At 61.1% G+C, this 17,980-nt stretch carries 19 protein-coding genes; 13 read left to right on the top strand and 6 right to left on the bottom strand.

Annotated features, from left to right (window positions below):
* Positions 1-103: 103 nt before the first annotated feature.
* Positions 104-775 carry a response regulator gene (locus QIW53_RS07820; protein ID WP_371049058.1) on the top strand — a complete coding sequence of 224 codons (672 nt, stop codon included), beginning with the start codon at positions 104-106 and terminating at the stop codon, positions 773-775.
* On the top strand, positions 768-2,153 hold the full coding sequence (locus QIW53_RS07815; protein WP_371049057.1) for a sensor histidine kinase: 1,386 nt from the start codon (positions 768-770) through the stop codon (positions 2,151-2,153). The genes QIW53_RS07820 and QIW53_RS07815 overlap by 8 nt, the downstream gene beginning before the upstream one ends.
* A 69-nt stretch (positions 2,154-2,222) precedes the next feature.
* Here QIW53_RS07815 and QIW53_RS07810 read toward each other — a convergent pair whose 3' ends face one another.
* Positions 2,223-3,044 carry an HDOD domain-containing protein gene (locus QIW53_RS07810; protein ID WP_371049055.1) on the bottom strand — a complete coding sequence of 274 codons (822 nt, stop codon included), beginning with the start codon at positions 3,042-3,044 and terminating at the stop codon, positions 2,223-2,225.
* A 34-nt stretch (positions 3,045-3,078) separates the two neighbouring features.
* A complete protein-coding gene (gene ygfZ, locus QIW53_RS07805) occupies positions 3,079-4,020 on the bottom strand; it encodes a CAF17-like 4Fe-4S cluster assembly/insertion protein YgfZ (protein ID WP_371049054.1) in 942 nt (313 codons plus the stop codon).
* A gap of 149 nt (positions 4,021-4,169) precedes the next feature.
* Between ygfZ and QIW53_RS07800 the strand changes: the two genes are divergently transcribed.
* Positions 4,170-4,424: an FAD assembly factor SdhE gene (locus tag QIW53_RS07800; protein ID WP_003184348.1), complete on the top strand. Its 255-nt coding sequence runs from the start codon at positions 4,170-4,172 to the stop codon at positions 4,422-4,424.
* The gene (locus QIW53_RS07795) at positions 4,408-4,860 is read left to right on the top strand and encodes a protein YgfX (RefSeq protein WP_371049052.1); all 453 of its coding nucleotides are present in this window, start codon (positions 4,408-4,410) and stop codon (positions 4,858-4,860) included. The genes QIW53_RS07800 and QIW53_RS07795 overlap by 17 nt, the downstream gene beginning before the upstream one ends.
* On the opposite strand, the gene nadB is transcribed toward QIW53_RS07795, so the two are convergent.
* The gene (gene nadB / locus QIW53_RS07790; protein ID WP_371049050.1) at positions 4,829-6,445 is read right to left on the bottom strand and encodes an L-aspartate oxidase; all 1,617 of its coding nucleotides are present in this window, start codon (positions 6,443-6,445) and stop codon (positions 4,829-4,831) included. The two genes, QIW53_RS07795 and nadB, sit on opposite strands and share 32 nt — an antisense overlap.
* Positions 6,446-7,000: 555 nt before the next feature.
* Here nadB and rpoE point away from each other — a divergent pair.
* The 4 genes from rpoE (at position 7,001) to QIW53_RS07770 (ending at position 10,772) form a co-directional block, all read left to right on the top strand.
* Positions 7,001-7,582 (top strand): RNA polymerase sigma factor RpoE, encoded by a 582-nt coding sequence (rpoE, locus tag QIW53_RS07785; protein WP_003172477.1) that lies wholly within the window; start codon positions 7,001-7,003, stop codon positions 7,580-7,582.
* Between the two features lie 31 nt (positions 7,583-7,613).
* Positions 7,614-8,201: a sigma-E factor negative regulatory protein gene (locus QIW53_RS07780; RefSeq protein ID WP_371049048.1), complete on the top strand. Its 588-nt coding sequence runs from the start codon at positions 7,614-7,616 to the stop codon at positions 8,199-8,201.
* 8 nt (positions 8,202-8,209) lie between these two features.
* Positions 8,210-9,166, top strand: coding sequence for a MucB/RseB C-terminal domain-containing protein (locus tag QIW53_RS07775; protein WP_371049047.1), 957 nt, complete (start codon positions 8,210-8,212; stop codon positions 9,164-9,166).
* 181 nt (positions 9,167-9,347) lie between these two features.
* Positions 9,348-10,772: a DegQ family serine endoprotease gene (locus QIW53_RS07770; protein ID WP_371049046.1), complete on the top strand. Its 1,425-nt coding sequence runs from the start codon at positions 9,348-9,350 to the stop codon at positions 10,770-10,772.
* 78 nt (positions 10,773-10,850) lie between these two features.
* On the opposite strand, the gene QIW53_RS07765 is transcribed toward QIW53_RS07770, so the two are convergent.
* Positions 10,851-12,284 (bottom strand): M48 family metalloprotease, encoded by a 1,434-nt coding sequence (locus QIW53_RS07765; RefSeq protein WP_371049045.1) that lies wholly within the window; start codon positions 12,282-12,284, stop codon positions 10,851-10,853.
* A gap of 98 nt (positions 12,285-12,382) precedes the next feature.
* On the opposite strand from QIW53_RS07765, the gene QIW53_RS07760 reads away from it, so the two are divergent.
* Together QIW53_RS07760 and QIW53_RS07755 are read left to right on the top strand one after the other, a co-directional pair.
* On the top strand, positions 12,383-12,622 hold the full coding sequence (locus QIW53_RS07760) for a sulfurtransferase TusA family protein (protein ID WP_371049044.1): 240 nt from the start codon (positions 12,383-12,385) through the stop codon (positions 12,620-12,622).
* A 31-nt stretch (positions 12,623-12,653) separates the two neighbouring features.
* Positions 12,654-13,724: an AI-2E family transporter gene (locus tag QIW53_RS07755; protein WP_371049043.1), complete on the top strand. Its 1,071-nt coding sequence runs from the start codon at positions 12,654-12,656 to the stop codon at positions 13,722-13,724.
* A 93-nt stretch (positions 13,725-13,817) separates the two neighbouring features.
* On the opposite strand, the gene QIW53_RS07750 is transcribed toward QIW53_RS07755, so the two are convergent.
* Both QIW53_RS07750 and QIW53_RS07745 read right to left on the bottom strand, forming a co-directional pair.
* Positions 13,818-14,291 (bottom strand): peroxiredoxin, encoded by a 474-nt coding sequence (locus tag QIW53_RS07750; RefSeq protein WP_371049042.1) that lies wholly within the window; start codon positions 14,289-14,291, stop codon positions 13,818-13,820.
* Between the two features lie 10 nt (positions 14,292-14,301).
* On the bottom strand, positions 14,302-14,862 hold the full coding sequence (locus QIW53_RS07745) for a glycine cleavage system protein R (protein WP_371049041.1): 561 nt from the start codon (positions 14,860-14,862) through the stop codon (positions 14,302-14,304).
* A 326-nt stretch (positions 14,863-15,188) separates the two neighbouring features.
* Here QIW53_RS07745 and dapA point away from each other — a divergent pair, with 326 nt between their 5' ends.
* The 3 genes from dapA to QIW53_RS07730 are packed head-to-tail and all read left to right on the top strand — an operon-like array spanning position 15,189 to position 17,963.
* Positions 15,189-16,067: a 4-hydroxy-tetrahydrodipicolinate synthase gene (dapA, locus tag QIW53_RS07740; protein WP_371049040.1), complete on the top strand. Its 879-nt coding sequence runs from the start codon at positions 15,189-15,191 to the stop codon at positions 16,065-16,067.
* Between the two features lie 17 nt (positions 16,068-16,084).
* Positions 16,085-17,200 carry an outer membrane protein assembly factor BamC gene (gene bamC / locus QIW53_RS07735; protein WP_371049039.1) on the top strand — a complete coding sequence of 372 codons (1,116 nt, stop codon included), beginning with the start codon at positions 16,085-16,087 and terminating at the stop codon, positions 17,198-17,200.
* 4 nt (positions 17,201-17,204) lie between these two features.
* The gene (locus QIW53_RS07730) at positions 17,205-17,963 is read left to right on the top strand and encodes an MBL fold metallo-hydrolase (RefSeq protein WP_192302323.1); all 759 of its coding nucleotides are present in this window, start codon (positions 17,205-17,207) and stop codon (positions 17,961-17,963) included.
* Positions 17,964-17,980 lie beyond the last annotated feature (17 nt).

The raw sequence follows: 17,980 nt of genomic DNA, 5'->3' as shown, positions 1-17,980 counted from the left end.
TTTCATTGGCCTTTCACGATTTTTCAGGCTTCACAGTGACCGATGCAGCGGTAAACTCCGCGCCAACAATGGCGTTGACCATCCCTGAACGAGGTAAAAATCCATGCGTGTTCTGCTCGTCGAGGACCACCTGCAGCTCGCCGAAAGTGTCGCCCAGGCACTCAAGAGCACCGGCCTGACCGTGGATGTGCTGCATGACGGCGTGGCCGCCGACCTGGCGTTGAGTAGCGAGGAGTACGCCATGGCGATCCTTGACGTCGGCTTGCCGCGCATGGATGGCTTTGAAGTGCTCGCGCGCCTGCGAACCCGTGGCAAGAACCTGCCGGTGCTGATGCTGACGGCCCGCAGCGACGTCAAGGACCGGGTCCATGGCCTGAACCTTGGCGCTGACGATTACCTGGCCAAACCGTTCGAGCTGACCGAGCTCGAGGCCAGGGTCAAGGCGTTGTTGCGCCGCAGCGTGCTCGGCGGCGAACGCCAGCAGACCTGCGGCGTGCTGGCGTACGATCTGGACACCCGACGTTTCACCCTCAACGACGAACTGCTCACCCTGACCTCCCGTGAGCAGGCGGTGCTCGAAGCGCTGATCGCCCGCCCCGGCCGGGTGATGAGCAAGGAGCAACTCGCTGCCCAGGTGTTCGGCCTGGACGAGGAGGCCAGCCCCGACGCCATCGAGATCTATGTTCATCGCCTGCGCAAGAAGCTCGATGGGCACCCGGTGGCCATCGTGACGTTCCGCGGGCTCGGCTACCTGCTGGAAAGCCGCGATGCATAAGCCCAGCAGCCTGCGTTGGCGGTTGCTGTGGAACCTTGCGCTGTTGCTGGTGGTGCTGATGCTGGCCAGTGGCTTGAGCGCCTACTGGAACGGCCGAGAGGCCGCCGACACTGCCTATGACCGGACCTTGCTCGCGTCCGCCCGAACCATCGCCGCAGGCGTGTCGTCCCGCGACGGCAGCCTCAGCGCCGACGTGCCTTACGTGGCCCTCGATACGTTTGCCTATGACAGTGCCGGGCGGATTTTCTACCTGGTCAACGACATCAACCAGAAGCTGATTTCCGGTTACGAAAACTTGCCGCCGCCACCGCCGGGCACGCCGCGTACCGACGACTATCCGGCGCTCGCGCGGTTCTACAACGCGACGTATCAGGGCCAGAACGTGCGAGTGGTCAGCCTGCTCAAGCCGGTCAGCGAGCCGAACATGAACGGCATGGCGGAAATCCGTGTGGCGGAAACCGATGAAGCGCGCGTCAGCATGGCCCGCAGCCTCGCCGCCGACACCCTGTTGCGCCTGGGCATGCTGGCGGTCGGTGCGTTGCTGATGGTGTGGTTTGCCGTCAGTGCTGCGTTGCGTCCGTTGGAACGCTTGCGCACGGCGGTCGAGGAACGGCAGCCCGACGACCTGCGACCCCTGCCGTTGGTGGAAGTGCAGCACGAACTGTGGCCGCTGGTGCGTGCGCTCAATCACTTTACCGAGCGTCTGCGCGGGCAGTTCGAGCGTCAGGCCCAGTTCATCGCCGATGCGGCCCATGAACTGCGCACGCCGTTGGCGGCGCTCAAGGCGCGGCTGGAATTGGGCCTGCGCTCGGGCGAGCCCGAGACCTGGCGCACCACCCTGGAAACCGCGGCCCAAGGCACAGACCGCCTGACCCACCTCGCCAACCAGTTGCTGTCGCTGGCGCGGGTCGAGAACGGTGCCCGGGCGATCGCCGAAGGGGGCGCGCAGTTGCTGGACCTGAGCCAGTTGGCCCGTGAACTGGGCATGGCCATGGCGCCACTGGCCCATGCCCGTGGCGTCGCCCTGGCGCTGGAAGCGGACGAGCCGGTCTGGCTGCGCGGCGAGCCGACGCTGTTGAACGAGCTCTTGAGCAACCTGGTGGATAACGCGCTGGCCCACACGCCACCCGGCGGTAACGTGATCCTGCGGGTTTCGGCGCCGGCGGTGCTGGAGGTCGAGGACGATGGGCCGGGGATTCCGCTGGAAGAGCGCGACCGAGTATTCGAGCGCTTTTACCGGCGCAACCAGCAAGTCGCCGGCTCCGGCCTGGGCCTGGCCATTGTCGGCGAGATTTGCCGCGCGCACCTGGCACAGATCAGTCTGCACGACGGCGAACAGGCCGGGTTGAAAGTGCGGGTGAGTTTTATTGCCGGGTAGACCCATCGCGAGCAGGATTCAGTGTTCTCTGTGGGAGCGAGCCTGCTCGCGATGGGGCGATGCGGTCTGTCAGTAGAACATCGACCGCGACTCTTCGAGATCGCTGCACATTGCCTTGTTTTCCGGGTCAATCCCCAGCCGTTTGAAGGCTGGCACGTTGAACGGGTCGATCCGCGCGATGGGGTGGTCGGTGTCCTTGTAGCAATACAGGCTGGCGACCTGCACCAGGTCGATGTAATCCACGTGTGCGGACTCACGCTTGAAGTCCAGGTACAGCCGCGGAACCTGTACCAGCATTTCCGGAAACTCCCAGACCTGCAGCAGTTTTTCGCCCAGCACCGGATGAATGTGGTCGATCACGTGGTTCAGGCTGACCGGATCCGACAGCAGCTCATAGTGGTCTTCGGCGTAGGTCAGGATCGGCAGCACGCCGATCTGGTGCACCAGCCCGCCGAGCGCCGCCTGGTCCGGCTTGAGTTGCGTGTAGCTGCGGCACAACGCGTAGCTGACTCCGGCGATCTCCAGGCTCTTGCGCCAGACATCGCGCATCTTTTTTTCCACCACCTCGGAACGTGCGTGGAAAATCTGCTCCATGACCAGGCCAATCGCCAGGTTACTGCTGTAATTGACACCCAGGCGAGTAATGGCCGTGTGCAATTCAGTGACTTCCTGGGTCGCGCGCAGGAGCGGGCTGTTGACCACCTTGATCAATCGCGCGGACAGCGCGGTATCACGGCCGATCACCTTGCTCAGGTTACTGACACTGATTTCCGGGTCTTCAGCGGCCTTGCGAATTTGCATGGCCACTTCCGGCAACGTTGGCAGAACCAGGTCATCGTTATCGATGGCCTCAACCAAATCCTGTTGGATCTTATCCGCCAGCTCACTCATTTCTTTTCTCTAGGTGTTGCGAAAAATGCTGCCGTCAGTGCTGGATTTCTCGATCGCGATCCAGCTCGTAGGGCAGGTCGAGCAACTGCAGGGCCGGCCCTTCGAGTGTGCCCAGGTGGACATTACCGCTTTGCGCTGCTTCAGCTTGCAGCACGGCCAGCAATTCAACGTTGTGCCCGGTGTGCGCGGCCATCACGACTTCACCGATGGAACTGGCGTGGGTCGCCGAAAACAGGGGGGTTCCAGGCTCCGGTAGCTGATCGCCCGCAAGGCTCAGGCGATACAGGCGACGCTTGAGTTTGCCCAGGTACTGCATGCGCGCGACGATTTCCTGGCCGGTGTAGCAACCCTTCTTGAAACTCACGCCACCGACGGCCTGCAGGTTGAGCATCTGCGGAATGAACAGTTCGCGGGTGCCCGCCATGACCTGGCCGATCCCTGCTCGGACCTGGCCCAGCAGCCATTGGTTCAGGTCGCCCTCGGCCAACAGGGCGGACAGCTTGCCTTTGACGGCGTCAGCCTGATCGGCGGGCACCCAGAGTTCGGCGCGGTCCGGCGACACGCGCACGGCAATCAATGGGTCATTGCGCACGACGCTGTCGGTTTCGGCCGGCAGTTCAAGGCCCAGGCTAAGCAGAGCGGCATCACCCTTCTCTAGACCGAAGCGTACCCAGGCGGCGCTTTCATCGGTGAGCTTGGACTTGGAGAACACCGCGTACTTCTTCAGGTCCGCCAGTTGCGGCTCCAGCAGCCCGCTGGCCATGGCCATGAGCACTCCATCGCCTTGCAGCAGGATGCGGAAACTCGATTGCATCCGGCCTTTCTGCGTGCAGCGCGCGCCCAGGCTCGCCCGGGTTTCGCTCAGGTAATTAAGGTTGCAGGTCAATTGGCCTTGCAGGTACTTGGCGGCATCCACGCCGCGGACCGCGAGAACGCCTTCGTGAGACAGGGTGCAGAAAAAAGCAGAATCGGCCATGGGACATCGCAGGGTGAAAAGTCTGGGGGACATCATAAGGGGGCGCCCATGAAATGGGTAGTTCGCAAAAGGTCGGTAGTGACCGACCAAAGCCGACTGTTCGACGCAGTCCGGGGCTGTATACTTGCCGCCTATTTGAGGAGCGCTCCATGGTCGAAGATGTTGAACTGAATCGCCTCTACTGGCACAGCCGCCGCGGCATGCTCGAGCTTGACGTGCTGCTGGTGCCGTTCGTGAAAGAGGTTTACCCGCACCTCAACGAGGTTGATCGTGCCTGCTATGTCCGTTTGCTCGAATGCGAGGATCAGGACATGTTCGGCTGGTTCATGGAGCGCAGCGAGTCCGAAGACCCGGAGCTGCAGCGCATGGTTCGCATGATCCTGGATCGTGTCCAGCCCAAGTAATACCTTCGAATGCCGCTGGCATGCCTCTCGGCAGTTGCTGGCGGCGTATGGATTGGCCCAGTTGTTCGCGCTGGGTTCCCTGTCCCTTCTCGCCCTGCCTTTGTGGTTCAGCCTGTCGGGCGTCCTGTGTTGTCTGGCGCAGGCTGCCTGGGTGTTGCCACGGCAGATTCTGCTGACCCACCCGCAGGCGTTTCGCGGCTTGCGTCGCGACGCCGATGGCTGGCAGGTCTGGAATCAGGCGCACGGCTGGCAGGCGGTTCAACTGCGTCGGGACAGCCTGGCCTTGCCGTTGATCGTGGTACTGCGCTTTCGTTTACGCGGCGAGCGGCGAGTCCGCACGATGTGCGTGCCACGGGACTCGCTGGCGCCGGACGTGCACCGACGCCTGCGAGTCCGGCTCAGGTTCAGCCGACGTAGGTGGGCGGCACCAGAATAGTGTCCAGTGCCACGGGCAGCATGTCCGGGTAGTCGAGGGTGTAATGCAGGCCGCGACTTTCCTTGCGTTCCATGGCTGACAGGATCATCAGCTCGGCGACTTGGGCCAGGTTGCGCAATTCGATCAAGTCCCGGCTGACCTTGTAGTTGCTGTAGAACTCGTCGATTTCATCCAGCAACAGTTGCACGCGGTGCTGGGCCCGTTGCAGGCGCTTGTTGGTGCGCACGATGCCCACGTAGTCCCACATGAACCGCCGCAACTCATCCCAGTTGTGCGCGATGATCACATCCTCGTCCGAATCGGTCACCTGGCTGGCGTCCCAGACGGGCAGGGCGACGGGCATCGAGACCTGCGGCAGTTGTTCAAGAATGTCCGTCGCTGCCGAGCGGGCATAGACAAAGCACTCCAGCAAGGAGTTGCTGGCCATGCGGTTGGCGCCGTGCAGGCCGGTGAAGCTGGTTTCGCCGATCGCATACAGCCCGGGCACGTCGGTGCGCCCTTGCTGATCGACCATTACGCCGCCGCAGGTGTAGTGCGCGGCGGGAACCACCGGGATCGGCTGCCGGGTGATGTCGATGGAGAATTCCAGGCAGCGCTCGTAAACGGTCGGGAAGTGCGACTTGATGAACGCTTCGGGCTTGTGGCTGATGTCAAGATAGACACAATCGATGCCCAGTCGCTTCATTTCATGGTCGATCGCCCGGGCGACGATGTCCCGGGGCGCCAGTTCGGCACGCGGGTCGAACCGCTGCATGAAGCGTTCGCCGTTGGGCAGCTTGAGGTGTGCCCCTTCGCCACGCAGGGCTTCGGTGACCAGAAAACTCTTGGCCTGCGGGTGATACAGGCAGGTCGGGTGGAACTGGTTGAATTCCAGGTTCGCCACCCGGCAACCCGAGCGCCAGGCCATGGCGATGCCATCGCCGCAGGCGCCGTCAGGGTTGCTGGTATAGAGGTAGACCTTGGCCGCACCCCCGGAGGCAAGAATCACGAAGCGCGCCCCATAGGTGTCGACTTCGCCAGTCTCGCGATTGAGTACGTAGGCGCCGAGGCAGCGATCGCCCTCAAGGCCCAGGCGTTTTTCGGTGATCAGGTCGACCGCGACCCGCTGTTCGAGCAGTTCGATGTTCGGCCTCTGCCTGGCTTTGTCGAGCAGCGTCCTGAAAATGGCCGCCCCCGTTGCGTCGGCCGCGTGGATGATGCGCCGGTGACTATGACCGCCTTCACGGGTCAGGTGAAACTCGAACCCGCCGTCCTCCCTGCCGGATTGTTCATCGCGGGTAAAAGGGACGCCCTGGTCGATCAGCCATTGAATCGCCTCCTTGCTGTGCTCGACGGTAAAGCGCACGGCGTCTTCGTGACAGAGCCCGCCGCCTGCGTTGAGCGTGTCATCGACATGGGATTCGACGGTGTCGGTGTCATCCAGCACAGCGGCGACGCCACCCTGGGCCCAGAAAGTCGAGCCATTGGCGAGGTCGCCCTTGCTCAATACGGCAATGCGCAAATGACCAGGCAGGGTCAGCGCAAGGCTCAAACCGGCAGCGCCGCTGCCAATGACCAGAACATCGTGTTGAAACTGTTGGCTCATTTCAGGATTCCGCTCAAAGCGACCCGGGTCGGGGGTGGTACCGGACTTGTGCACGGCGAGTCGGGCGACCACACAGCCCACTAGTATATAGAGGGGGGGATCGGCACAATAGCCGGGCAGGTATGGCATTGTGAAACTACAGTGACAGGATGGAGCTGTCGCTTCGTCGGGTGTTTTTTTGTCCCGTTGGGCGGCAAAGCGACTGTATCGTGGATTTAACAGAATTTTTCCATTCAAGGTCGCACAATGTCAGCGATGCACTGTTACAAAAATTTGGAACTTTTGCCAAAGGCCCAAGATCAATAGACCGTTGCCTGAATCAAGGGACAGCGTCGGCGCCGGAGCGGGATTGCATTTTGATCCTGCCTGTCGAAGCCGATGACAAGATAATTCGCGCAGCCGGGTCATCCCGAGCTGCGCTTTTCGTGCGTGCCAAAACCGAGCCCGCAGGAAACTTGCTTGGAGGGGAGAACTTTTGCGAAAAGCCCGAGTCTATGTTTGCAAGTCTGGTCGTTTAGTTATGCAAGCTTCCTCCGAGCTTATCGAGGAGAGTTCATGCTAACCCAGGAAGAGGATCAGCAGCTGGTCGAACGCGTTCAGCGCGGCGACAAGCGAGCTTTTGATCTGCTAGTGCTGAAATACCAGCACAAAATTCTCGGGTTGATCGTGCGGTTCGTGCACGACACCCATGAAGCCCAGGATGTGGCACAGGAAGCCTTTATCAAGGCGTACCGTGCACTTGGAAATTTTCGCGGAGACAGCGCGTTTTACACGTGGCTTTACCGCATCGCCATCAACACGGCGAAGAACTACCTGGTTTCACGCGGCCGCCGGCCGCCGGATAGCGATGTCAGTTCCGAGGATGCAGAGTTCTACGATGGCGATCATGGCCTCAAGGATCTCGAGTCGCCAGAACGGGCTTTGCTGCGGGATGAGATCGAAGGCACCGTCCATCGGACCATCCAGCAACTGCCAGAAGATTTGCGTACGGCGTTAACTTTACGTGAATTCGATGGTCTGAGTTACGAGGATATTGCGAGCGTCATGCAATGTCCGGTGGGTACCGTGCGCTCCCGGATCTTCCGCGCCCGGGAGGCCATCGACAAAGCCCTGCAGCCGTTGTTGCAGGAAAACTAAAGACAGCGGCGACAGCCAAGAGAGGAACGCCATGAGTCGTGAAGCCCTGCAGGAATCGCTGTCCGCAGTGATGGATAACGAAGCGGACGAATTGGAATTGCGTCGGGTATTGAATGCCATTGACGATGTTGAAACCCGTGAAACCTGGGCTCGTTATCAGATCGCTCGGGCAGCGATGCACAAGGATCTGCTGATTCCACGCCTGGACATCGCTGCGGCAGTTTCCGCTGCGCTGGCTGATGAGGCCGTGCCGGCAAAGACTTCTCGTGGTCCTTGGCGCAGCCTGGGTCGCCTGGCCGTCGCCGCATCGGTTACCGTTGCCGTACTGGCCGGTGTTCGCCTGTACAACCAGGACGAAATTGCCGGTGTCGAACTGGCACAGCAATCCACTCAGCCGGGTCTGGCCGTTCCTCAGGTCAAGGGCCCAGCCGTACTGGCAGGCTACAGTGAGAGTTCGGAAGCCACTGGCCCAATGGCCAACGGCGTATTGCAAGGTCAGCCAGGCTGGCACGATCAGCGGTTGCCAGGCTACTTGCGTCAACATGCTCAACAGGCTGCAATGAAAGGAACCGAGAGCGCGCTGCCTTACGCTCGTGCGGCAAGCCTGGAAAACCGTTAAGGAGGATCATGCGCGCCATACCTCTACTTTCGCTTCTGCTCGGTGGCTGGTTCATTGTTCCAGCCCACGCCGATGAAGCCCAGGATTGGTTGACCCGTCTTGGCCAGGCCGAGCAACAGCAAAGCTTTCACGGTACTTTCGTTTACGAGCGTAACGGTAGTTTTTCTACCCACAACATCTGGCACCGCGTCCAGGATGGCAAAGTCCGCGAGCGTATCCTGCAGCTCGACGGTTCTGCCCAGGAAGTCGTGCGCATTGACGGACATACTCAATGCGTCAGCGGCATCCTGATTGCGGGGCTTGGGGACTCTCCCAACTCCGCCGCTCGTGCACTCGATCCCCAAAAGCTGAAAAACTGGTATGACCTTGCCGTCATTGGCAAGTCGCGCGTGGCCGGGCGTCCGGCAGTCATCGTGTCCCTCAAGCCTCGTGATCAACACCGCTACGGTTTTGAACTGCACCTGGACAAGGAAACGGGCCTGCCGCTCAAGTCGTTGTTGCTCAACGACAAAGGACAATTGCTGGAGCGTTTTCAGTTCACCCAGCTGGATACCTCCGGGGTCCCCTCCGAAAACGAATTGCAGGCGGGGCCGGATTGCAAGGCCGTCGCTCTCGACAGCAACAAGGCGGCTGCCGTAAAGGCCGCCCAGAGCTGGCGCTCGGACTGGCTTCCGGCCGGTTTTGAACTGACCAGCAGCACATCGCACAAGGACGCACAGACCAGGACTCAGGTCAGCAGCCTGATGTATGACGATGGTCTGGCGCGTTTCTCGGTATTCCTGGAACCGTTGAACGGCGCACCGGTCACCGATGCTCGCACGCAATTGGGTCCGACCGTCGCGGTCTCCCGGCGTCTGACCACGCCCGAAGGCGACATGATGGTCACGGTGGTGGGTGAAATTCCCGCAGGTACAGCTGAACGGATTGCGTTGTCCATGCGCACCAATGCCACTGCAGCCCAGTAGTGAGCGTCAGGCGAAATGTTTCGTGAGCATTTCAGTTTGCAAATACCCCTGAATTTTCTTATAGGTCAGAGCCCCTCGGCTCTGGCCTTGTTTGTTGTTCCCGGAACAAAAATACCGGCGTATCGTTCCCGGTGTTCCTTGATCCATATCGCTTAACCATGCTCGTCTCAACGGGAGCCGTATGTCGATACCACGCTTGAAATCCTATCTTTCCATCTTTGCCACGGTACTGGTGCTCGGTCAGGCAGTTGCAGCTCAGGCAGTCGAGCTGCCTGACTTTACGCAACTGGTCGAGCAGGCCTCACCTGCCGTGGTGAACATCAGTACCACGCAGAAGCTCCCTGATCGCCGAGTCAGCGAGCAGATGCCGGATCTCGAAGGCTTGCCGCCGATGCTGCGCGAGTTCTTCGAGCGTGGCATGCCGCAGCAGCGTTCGCCGCGCGGTGGTCGTCAGCGTGAAGCCCAGTCCCTGGGGTCGGGTTTCATCATCTCGTCCGATGGCTACATCCTCACCAACAACCATGTGATCGCCGATGCCGACGAAATTCTCGTGCGTCTCGCCGATCGCAGTGAGATGAAAGCCAAGCTGGTGGGCACCGATCCACGTTCCGACGTGGCCTTGCTGAAAATCGAAGGCAAGGACCTGCCCGTCCTGAAACTGGGTAAATCCCAGGACCTGAAGGCCGGCCAGTGGGTGGTCGCCATCGGCTCGCCGTTCGGTTTCGACCACACCGTGACGCAAGGTATCGTCAGCGCCGTCGGCCGCAGCCTGCCGAATGAAAACTACGTGCCATTCATCCAGACCGACGTGCCGATCAACCCGGGTAACTCCGGTGGCCCGCTGTTCAACCTGTCGGGCGAAGTGGTGGGGATCAACTCGCAGATTTACACCCGCTCCGGTGGCTTCATGGGCGTGTCGTTCGCGATCCCGATCGACGTGGCCATGGATGTTTCCAACCAGTTGAAAAGCGGTGGCAAGGTCAGCCGTGGCTGGTTGGGCGTAGTCATCCAGGAAGTGAACAAGGACCTGGCCGAGTCGTTCGGTCTCGACAAGCCGGCCGGTGCGCTGGTGGCTCAGATCCAGGACGACGGTCCGGCTGCCAAGGGCGGCTTGCAGGTCGGTGACGTGATCCTGAGCATGAACGGTCAACCGATCGTCATGTCGGCGGATCTGCCGCATCTGGTTGGCGCCTTGAAGGCCGGTTCCAAGGCCAAGCTGGAAGTCATCCGCGAAGGTCAGCGCAAGAACGTCGAACTGACCGTCGGCGCTATCCCCGATGAGGGTGACGAGCAGGCCACCCTGGCGAAATCCAACACCGAGCGCAGCAGCAATCGCCTGGGTGTGTCAGTGGCCGAGCTGACCGACGAGCAGAAAAAGACCTACGACCTGAAAGGCGGCGTGGTGATCAAGGAAGTTCAGGACGGCCCAGCTTCGCTGATTGGCCTGCAGCCGGGCGATGTCATCACCCACCTGAACAACCAGGCGATTGGCTCCGCCAAGGAGTTCACCGACATCGCCAAGGCGCTGCCGAAAAACCGTTCGGTATCGATGCGTGTCCTGCGTCAGAATCGCGCAAGCTTCATCACCTTCAAGCTGGCTGAATAGTCCGGTTGTTGGTTGAATGAAAAACCGCCTCGAAAGAGGCGGTTTTTTTATACCTGTCTGTTCGGTGGCAGAGGCGGGTCAGCCCATCATGTCCTTGATCATGCGCTCCTGTTCCATCAATTCCCGTTGCCGCGCATCGATGCGAGAGGACAATGGGAAGTTGCTGCCCGCCTTGCGCTTGGCGAAGTCCAGTTGCTGGATGGCCTGGCGGTAGTCACCGACCAGCGCGAAATACTCGGCGCGGGCCTGATGCAGGCCGATGATGTTGCCGGACAGGCCACGGGTTTCCGCGACCATGTACCAGACGTCCGGGTCATCCGGACGACTTTTGAGCAGGTTTTCCAGGGCCTTCTCGGCATCGGCGGCGCGGTTCTGCTTGAGCAGCAGGTCGACACGCACCTGGTTCAGCGGATAGTTGCCCGGATATTGGGTGAGCAGGCGGTCAACCCGTGTCTGGGCGTCCGGCAGGCGATTGTTGGTGATGTCGAGGTCGATCTGGGCGAGGTTGTAAATGATCTCGTTGGGGGATTTGGCCAACAGCAGCTTGAGGTTTTCCCGCGCTTCGTTGAGTTGGCCACCCTTGATCTGCGCAATTGCCAGGCCATAGCGGGCCACATCGTTTTTCGGGTTTTCCTCCAGCTGCGCGCGAAAGCGCTTGGCGCCCAGGCCAGGGGTTTCCTCGTAGATCAGCTGGACGCGTGCGCGAATCAACTGATAACGCATGCTGTCTTCGATGCCGCCCGGTTTGGCCTGCTCGGCGCGGTTGCGGGTGTCGGCAATGCGCGATTCGGTCACCGGGTGAGTCAGCAGGAATTCCGGTGGCTTGGCGTCGAAGCGATACTGGCGGGCCAGACGCTCGAACATGGTCGGCATCGAGCGTGGATCGTAACCGGCCTTTTCCAGGTTGAGGATGCCGATGCGGTCAGCCTCCTGCTCGTTCTGGCGCGAAAAGCGTCGCTGTTCCTGGATCGCGGCGGCCTGTGTGCCGGCGATGGCGGCGATCCCGGCATCGCCGGCACCGGCGGCAGCAATCACGATCCCCGCCAGCAGCGCCGCCATCATCGGCACCTGCATGCGTTGCTGGGCTTCGACGCCACGGGCGAAGTGGCGTTGCGACAGGTGAGCCAGTTCGTGGGCGAGTACCGAGGCGTATTCGCCTTCGGTCTGCGCGTTGAGGAACAGACCGCCGTTGACCCCGACAATCCCGCCGGGCGCCGCGAAGGCGTTGAGTTGCGGGCTGTTGATCAGAATGAACTCCAGGCGCCGGTCATTGACCTGGCTGGTTTCCACCAGGCGATAGACGCTGGATTCGACGTAGTCCTTGAGCTGCGGATCGTTGAGCTGGGACACCTGGCTGCGCAGCAGCGCGAGCCAGGCCCGACCCAATTGGTATTCCTGTTGTGGCGAGACAATGGCAGAACTGGCGTCACCGAGTGACGGCAGGTCGTCGGCGAAGCCCGGTGAGGCGAGCAGGCAAGCGAGCGTCAGCAGGGTAGGGCGCAAAAAAGTCATGCACAAAGCCTTAATCGACAAAGTCCTTACTGTAGCCGGACAGTACGCTTGGGACCAGATATTCTAAGCCGCTCGTTCACCTGACCCGGAGTAACGCAATGACCGACGCTGTAGCCCATGACGCCGAACTGGACGCCAGTGGCCTCAATTGCCCGTTACCGCTGCTCAAGGCCAAGCTTGAACTCAACCGCATGACCAGTGGCGCGGTGCTCAAGGTCATCGCCACGGACGCCGGTTCGCAGCGCGATTTCCGCACCTTTGCCCGATTGGCCGGTCACACGCTGCTGCGTGAGGAAGAGCAAGCCGGTGTCTACCGTTACTGGCTGAAAAAGGCCTGAAACCTGTTGCATTCGTATCTAAGGATTATTGATGTTCAAAGTGTTGCGCGACTGGATCCAGCGTTATTTCTCGGATGAGGAAGCGGTGGTCCTGGCGGTCCTGTTGTTTCTGGCGTTCACCGCCGTCCTGACCCTGGGTGGCATGCTGGCGCCAGTGCTGGCGGGGATGGTCCTGGCGTACTTGATGCAGGGGCTGGTGGTCACACTGGAACGGCTGCGTGTCCCGGGCGGCGTCGCCGTCGGGTTGGTGTTCGCCCTGTTCATGGGCGTATTGCTGGTGTTCATCGTGGTCGTGGTGCCATTGCTCTGGCACCAACTGATCACGCTGTTCAACGAATTGCCCGGCATGCTGGCCAAGTGGCAATCGCTGCTGTTGCTCTTGCCCGAGCGTTATCCGCACCTGGTGTCCGACGAGCAGGTTCTGCAGGCCATTGAAGCCGCGCGTGGCGAGATCGGCAAGTTCGGCCAGTGGGCGCTGACGTTCTCATTGTCGAGCCTGCCGTTGCTGGTCAACATGATGATCTATCTGGTGCTGGTGCCGATCCTGGTGTTCTTCTTTCTCAAGGACCGGGCAATGATCGGCCACTGGGTGCGCGGTTACCTGCCGCGTGAGCGGACGCTGATCACCCGTGTGGCGCATGTCATGAACCGGCAGATCGCCAACTACATTCGCGGCAAGGTCATCGAGATCTTCATCTGCGGTGGAGTCACCTACATCGCCTTCGTCATTCTGGGGCTCAACTACGCGGCGCTGCTGGCGCTGCTGGTCGGCATCTCGGTGGTGGTGCCCTATGTCGGGGCCGTGGTGGTGACCGTGCCGGTGCTGCTGATCGCCTTGTTCCAGTGGGGCTGGAGCGATCAGTTCATCTATCTGATGGCGGTCTACGGGATCATTCAGACGCTGGACGGCAACGTGCTGGTGCCGCTGTTGTTCTCCGAAGCAGTCAACCTGCACCCGGTGGCGATCATCTGCGCGGTGTTGTTGTTTGGCGGTCTGTGGGGGTTCTGGGGCGTGTTCTTCGCGATTCCCCTGGCGACTCTGTTCAAGGCAGTGCTGGATGCCTGGCCGCGCAAGGAGCCGGTGGTGGCGCCGCTGCTTTGACTTGATCGCGAGCAGGCTCGCTCCCACAGGAACAGTGTCAACGCTGTGGGAGCGGGCTTGCCCGCGATGGCATCCAAAAGGACGCCAAAATAATCAGCCCTTGTTCAGCGCCTGAGCTGCTGCCAGCACGGCGTTCACATGACCCGGGACCTTCACGCCACGCCATTCCTGGCGCAACACGCCGTCCTTGTCGATCAGGAAGGTGCTGCGGTCGACACCCATGTATTCCTTGCCGTACAGCTTCTTCAGCTTGATCACATCAAACAGCTGGCACAGCGCTTCTTCCTTGTCGCTGATCAGCTCGAAGGTGAAGCCCTGCTTGGCCTTGAAGTTCTCATGGGATTTGAGGCTGTCGCGGGACACGCCGAACACCTCGGTGTTGGCCGCCTTGAAGGCGTCGAGCTGGTCGCGAAAGCCCTGGCCCTGGGTCGTGCACCCTGGCGTGCTGTCCTTCGGATAGAAATAGATCACCACCTGCTTACCCTTGAGGCTGGCGAGGCTGATGGTCTGCCCGCTGGTGGCAGGCGCTTCGAAGTCGGCAACCGGTTGGTCGATGGCAACGGCCATGAAAGCTTCCTTACATTGGGTTTTGTGGACGCCACGGTTCGATCAGGGCATCGAGGTTCAGCGCATCGGCGAAGTCCAGGAACTGATCGCGCAGCCAGCTGATCTGCACGCCGGCCGGCAAGGTCACGGTGAAGGTGGCATTGAGCATGGTGCCGCCGGTTTGCGGCGCCTGGTAGGTGTCGCAGGTCAGGTTTTCAAGCTCGACGTTGTGGTCCGTGAAGAACTGGCACAGCTCGTTAATGATGTCCGAGCGATAGGCCGAGCTGACATAGGCGACGTACGGCAACGCCTGCGGGCGGTTTTCCAGGGCGGCACTGCGCACCACGTTGACGGTGAAGGCGTGCCGTTTGGCCAGCACTGGCAGGCTGCCTTCCAGGCGCGCCAGGGCGTCCCAGCTACCGGAAACCTCAAGGACCAGCGCACTGCATTCACCGTGACGGGTCAGGCGAGAGGTGACCACGGCGCAGCGGTTTTCATGGCTGGCGCGGCACAGGACGTTCGTCAGCTCCATGGGGTGGGCGCCGAGGGCACTGATGACAAGGAATTGTTCGCGAACTGTGGGGGTGGACATGCAGCATTCCTAAAGCGATGAGCGGTCGGTACTTCCATGGGCTTTTTGACCGGGGCGAGCCTGTGAAGGCCCATTCGAAAAACCGAGCCCGAAGGTTGCAACGTGCTCCGGTATGGCGGGAGCGGGGGCTGGCAACGCTGGATAGGGGCTCGTGAAGCCGAAAATGGAGGTTGCAACCCGGCGTGGGAGCTTGTCAGTACCAATCAAAGTCTGAAGGGTAGCGAAAAGCGGCGCCAAGGGGAATGGCGGCAGCGCAGTACTTCGCTTGTGCAAGCATCTTGGCGCCAGTACCATTACGGCTCTCTTTTTCCGGCAGGAGCGGTTGCATGATTGCGGGCAGTATGGTGGCACTGGTCACACCCATGGATGCACAGGGTCGTCTCGACTGGGACAGCCTGAGCAAACTGGTGGACTTTCACCTGCAAAACGGCACCCACGCCATCGTGGCGGTCGGCACAACAGGTGAATCGGCGACGCTGGACGTCAACGAACACATCGAAGTGATTCGTTACGTCGTCAAGCAGGTGGCCGGGCGTATTCCGGTCATCGCCGGCACCGGCGCCAATTCGACGCGCGAAGCCATCGAACTGACCACCAACGCCAAGACCGCCGGCGCCGATGCCTGCCTGCTGGTAACACCGTATTACAACAAGCCGACCCAGGAAGGCCTGTACCAGCACTTCAAGGCCATCGCCGAGGCCGTCGACATCCCGCAGATCCTCTACAACGTGCCGGGTCGCACGGCGTGCGACATGCAGGCCGAGACCGTGATCCGCCTGTCGACCGTCAAGAACATCATCGGTATCAAGGAAGCCACCGGCGACCTGGACCGTGCCAGGGCCATCCTCGATGGCGTGAGCAAGGACTTCATCGTGCTCTCCGGTGACGATGCCACCGCTGTGGAACTGATCCTGCTGGGCGGCAAAGGCAACATTTCGGTAACCGCCAACGTCGCCCCACGCGACATGGCCGACCTGTGCAACGCCGCCCTCAAAGGCGACGCGGTCACGGCCCGGGCGATCCACGAAAAACTGATGCCGCTCAATAAAACCCTGTTTATCGAATCCAACCCTATCCCCGTGAAATGGGCGCTGCATGAGATGGGCCTGATGCCGGACGGTATCCGTCTGCCGCTCACCTGGCTCAGTGCTGCCTGTCACGAACCGCTGCGGCAGGCCCTGCGCCAGTCCGGCGTCCTGGTTTAATTGAGGAAGCACTACGCATGAAGCGATTGGCCGGACTTTCCGCACTTGCCTTGATTATCTCCAGCACCAGTGGCTGTGGGTGGATCTGGGGCCCGGAAGGCTATTTCCGTGACCGTGGTAGCGATTACCTGGAAGCGCAACAGACTGCCCCGATGCAACTGCCACCGGACGTCACCACCTCCAAGCACCTGGATCCGCTGTTGCCGATCCCGCGTAACGTGGCTGACGACACCGCCAAGGGCGAGTACATCGTGCCGCGTCCGCAGCCGCTGTCCGCCGCTGCCGACGTCTCGCCCTACTCGCTGCAGAAGACGGGCGACTCGAGCTGGATCGTGGCCCAGAACCCGCCGGCCGAAGTTTGGCCTGTGGCCGTGCAGTTCTTCCAGGACAACGGTTTCCGCCTGGACGAGCAACGCCCGCAAACCGGTGAATTCACCACCACCTGGCAGCATGCCGACGAACTGTCTGCTTCCATGGCCAAGCGCCTGAGCGCGGCCGGTGTCGGCAGCGACAGCGAAACCCGCGTGCGGGTGCGTATCGAGCCAGGCGTGCAACGCAACACCAGTGAAGTCTACGTGGTCAGCGCCGAGCGTCCTGCCGGCAGCACCGCCGACGTGGCGTTCACCAACCGTTCGGTCAACACCGGCCTGGACGCGGCACTGGTCGACGACATGCTGGCGAGCATGAGCCGTATCTCCGAGAAGGGCGGTTCGGTTTCCATGCTGGCCTCGCGCGATTTCGATGCGCCTAGCCGTGTCAGCCTGACCGAAGACGGCAGCGGCAACCCGGTATTGAACGTCGGCAACGACCTGGACCGTGCCTGGTCGAGCGTGGGTCGTGCGCTGGAACAGGGCGAATGGCGTGTTGAAGACATCAACCGCAGCCTGGGCCTGTACTACATCAACCTGTCCGAAAAAGCCGAGAAGAAAGACGAGAAGCCTGGTTTCTTCAGCAGCCTGTTTGGCAGTGGCCCAAGCAAGGAAGAAATCGAAGCGCGTGCCGAGCGTTATCAGGTTCGCCTGAGCAAGGTCGGCGAAAACGTCGAGGTCACCGTCGAGAAGAACATCAACACCGTGGCGCCGGCTGACGTGGCGCGCAAAGTGTTGAGCGTGATTCAGGACAACCTGGGCTGATCACATGCGTTTTGCCGTTCTCGGCAGCGGTAGCCAAGGGAACGGCACGCTGATAGCCAGCGCTGATACGTATGTGCTGGTGGATTGTGGTTTCTCCCTGCGGGAAACCGAAAAACGCCTGTTGCGCCTGGGTGTGAACCCGGCGCAACTGAGCGCGATACTCGTGACCCACGAACATGCCGACCACGTGCATGGCGTGGGTTTGCTGTCTCGGCGCTACAATCTGCCGGTCTACCTCAGTCGCGGGACCTTGCGCGGGATGCGCAAACCCATCGAGCCTACGGGTTTCCTGGCAGATGGCGAGCAACTGCAGATCGGTCACCTGAACATCGGCGTCATTGCCGTGGCACACGATGCACAGGAACCGACGCAATACGTATTCAGCGACGGTGAGCGCCGCTTCGGCCTGCTGACCGACCTGGGGTCGTATTGCAACAAGGTGCTGGACGGCTATCGTGACCTCGATGCGTTGATGATCGAGGCCAACCATTGCCGGGACATGCTGGCTCGCGGTCACTACCCGTACTTTCTCAAGCAGCGGGTGGGCGGCGAGCTGGGACATTTGAACAACCATCAGGCGGCATTCCTGGTGTCCGAGTTGGGCTGGCAAGGCCTGCAACACCTGGTCCTGGCCCATCTGAGCAGCAAGAACAACCTGCCGCAGCTGGCCCGGCAATGTTTTGTCGACACCCTTGGGTGCGACCCGGACTGGCTGCAACTGGCCGATCAAGATTCAGGGCTCGACTGGCGACACATCGCCTAGCCCACCTACTTAGCAAG

This window comes from Pseudomonas fluorescens (assembly GCF_041354075.1).
GTDB lineage: Bacteria > Pseudomonadota > Gammaproteobacteria > Pseudomonadales > Pseudomonadaceae > Aquipseudomonas > Aquipseudomonas fluorescens_CE.
Note: the sequence above shows the minus strand (reverse complement) of the source record. Positions and strands in the feature narration are given on the sequence as shown.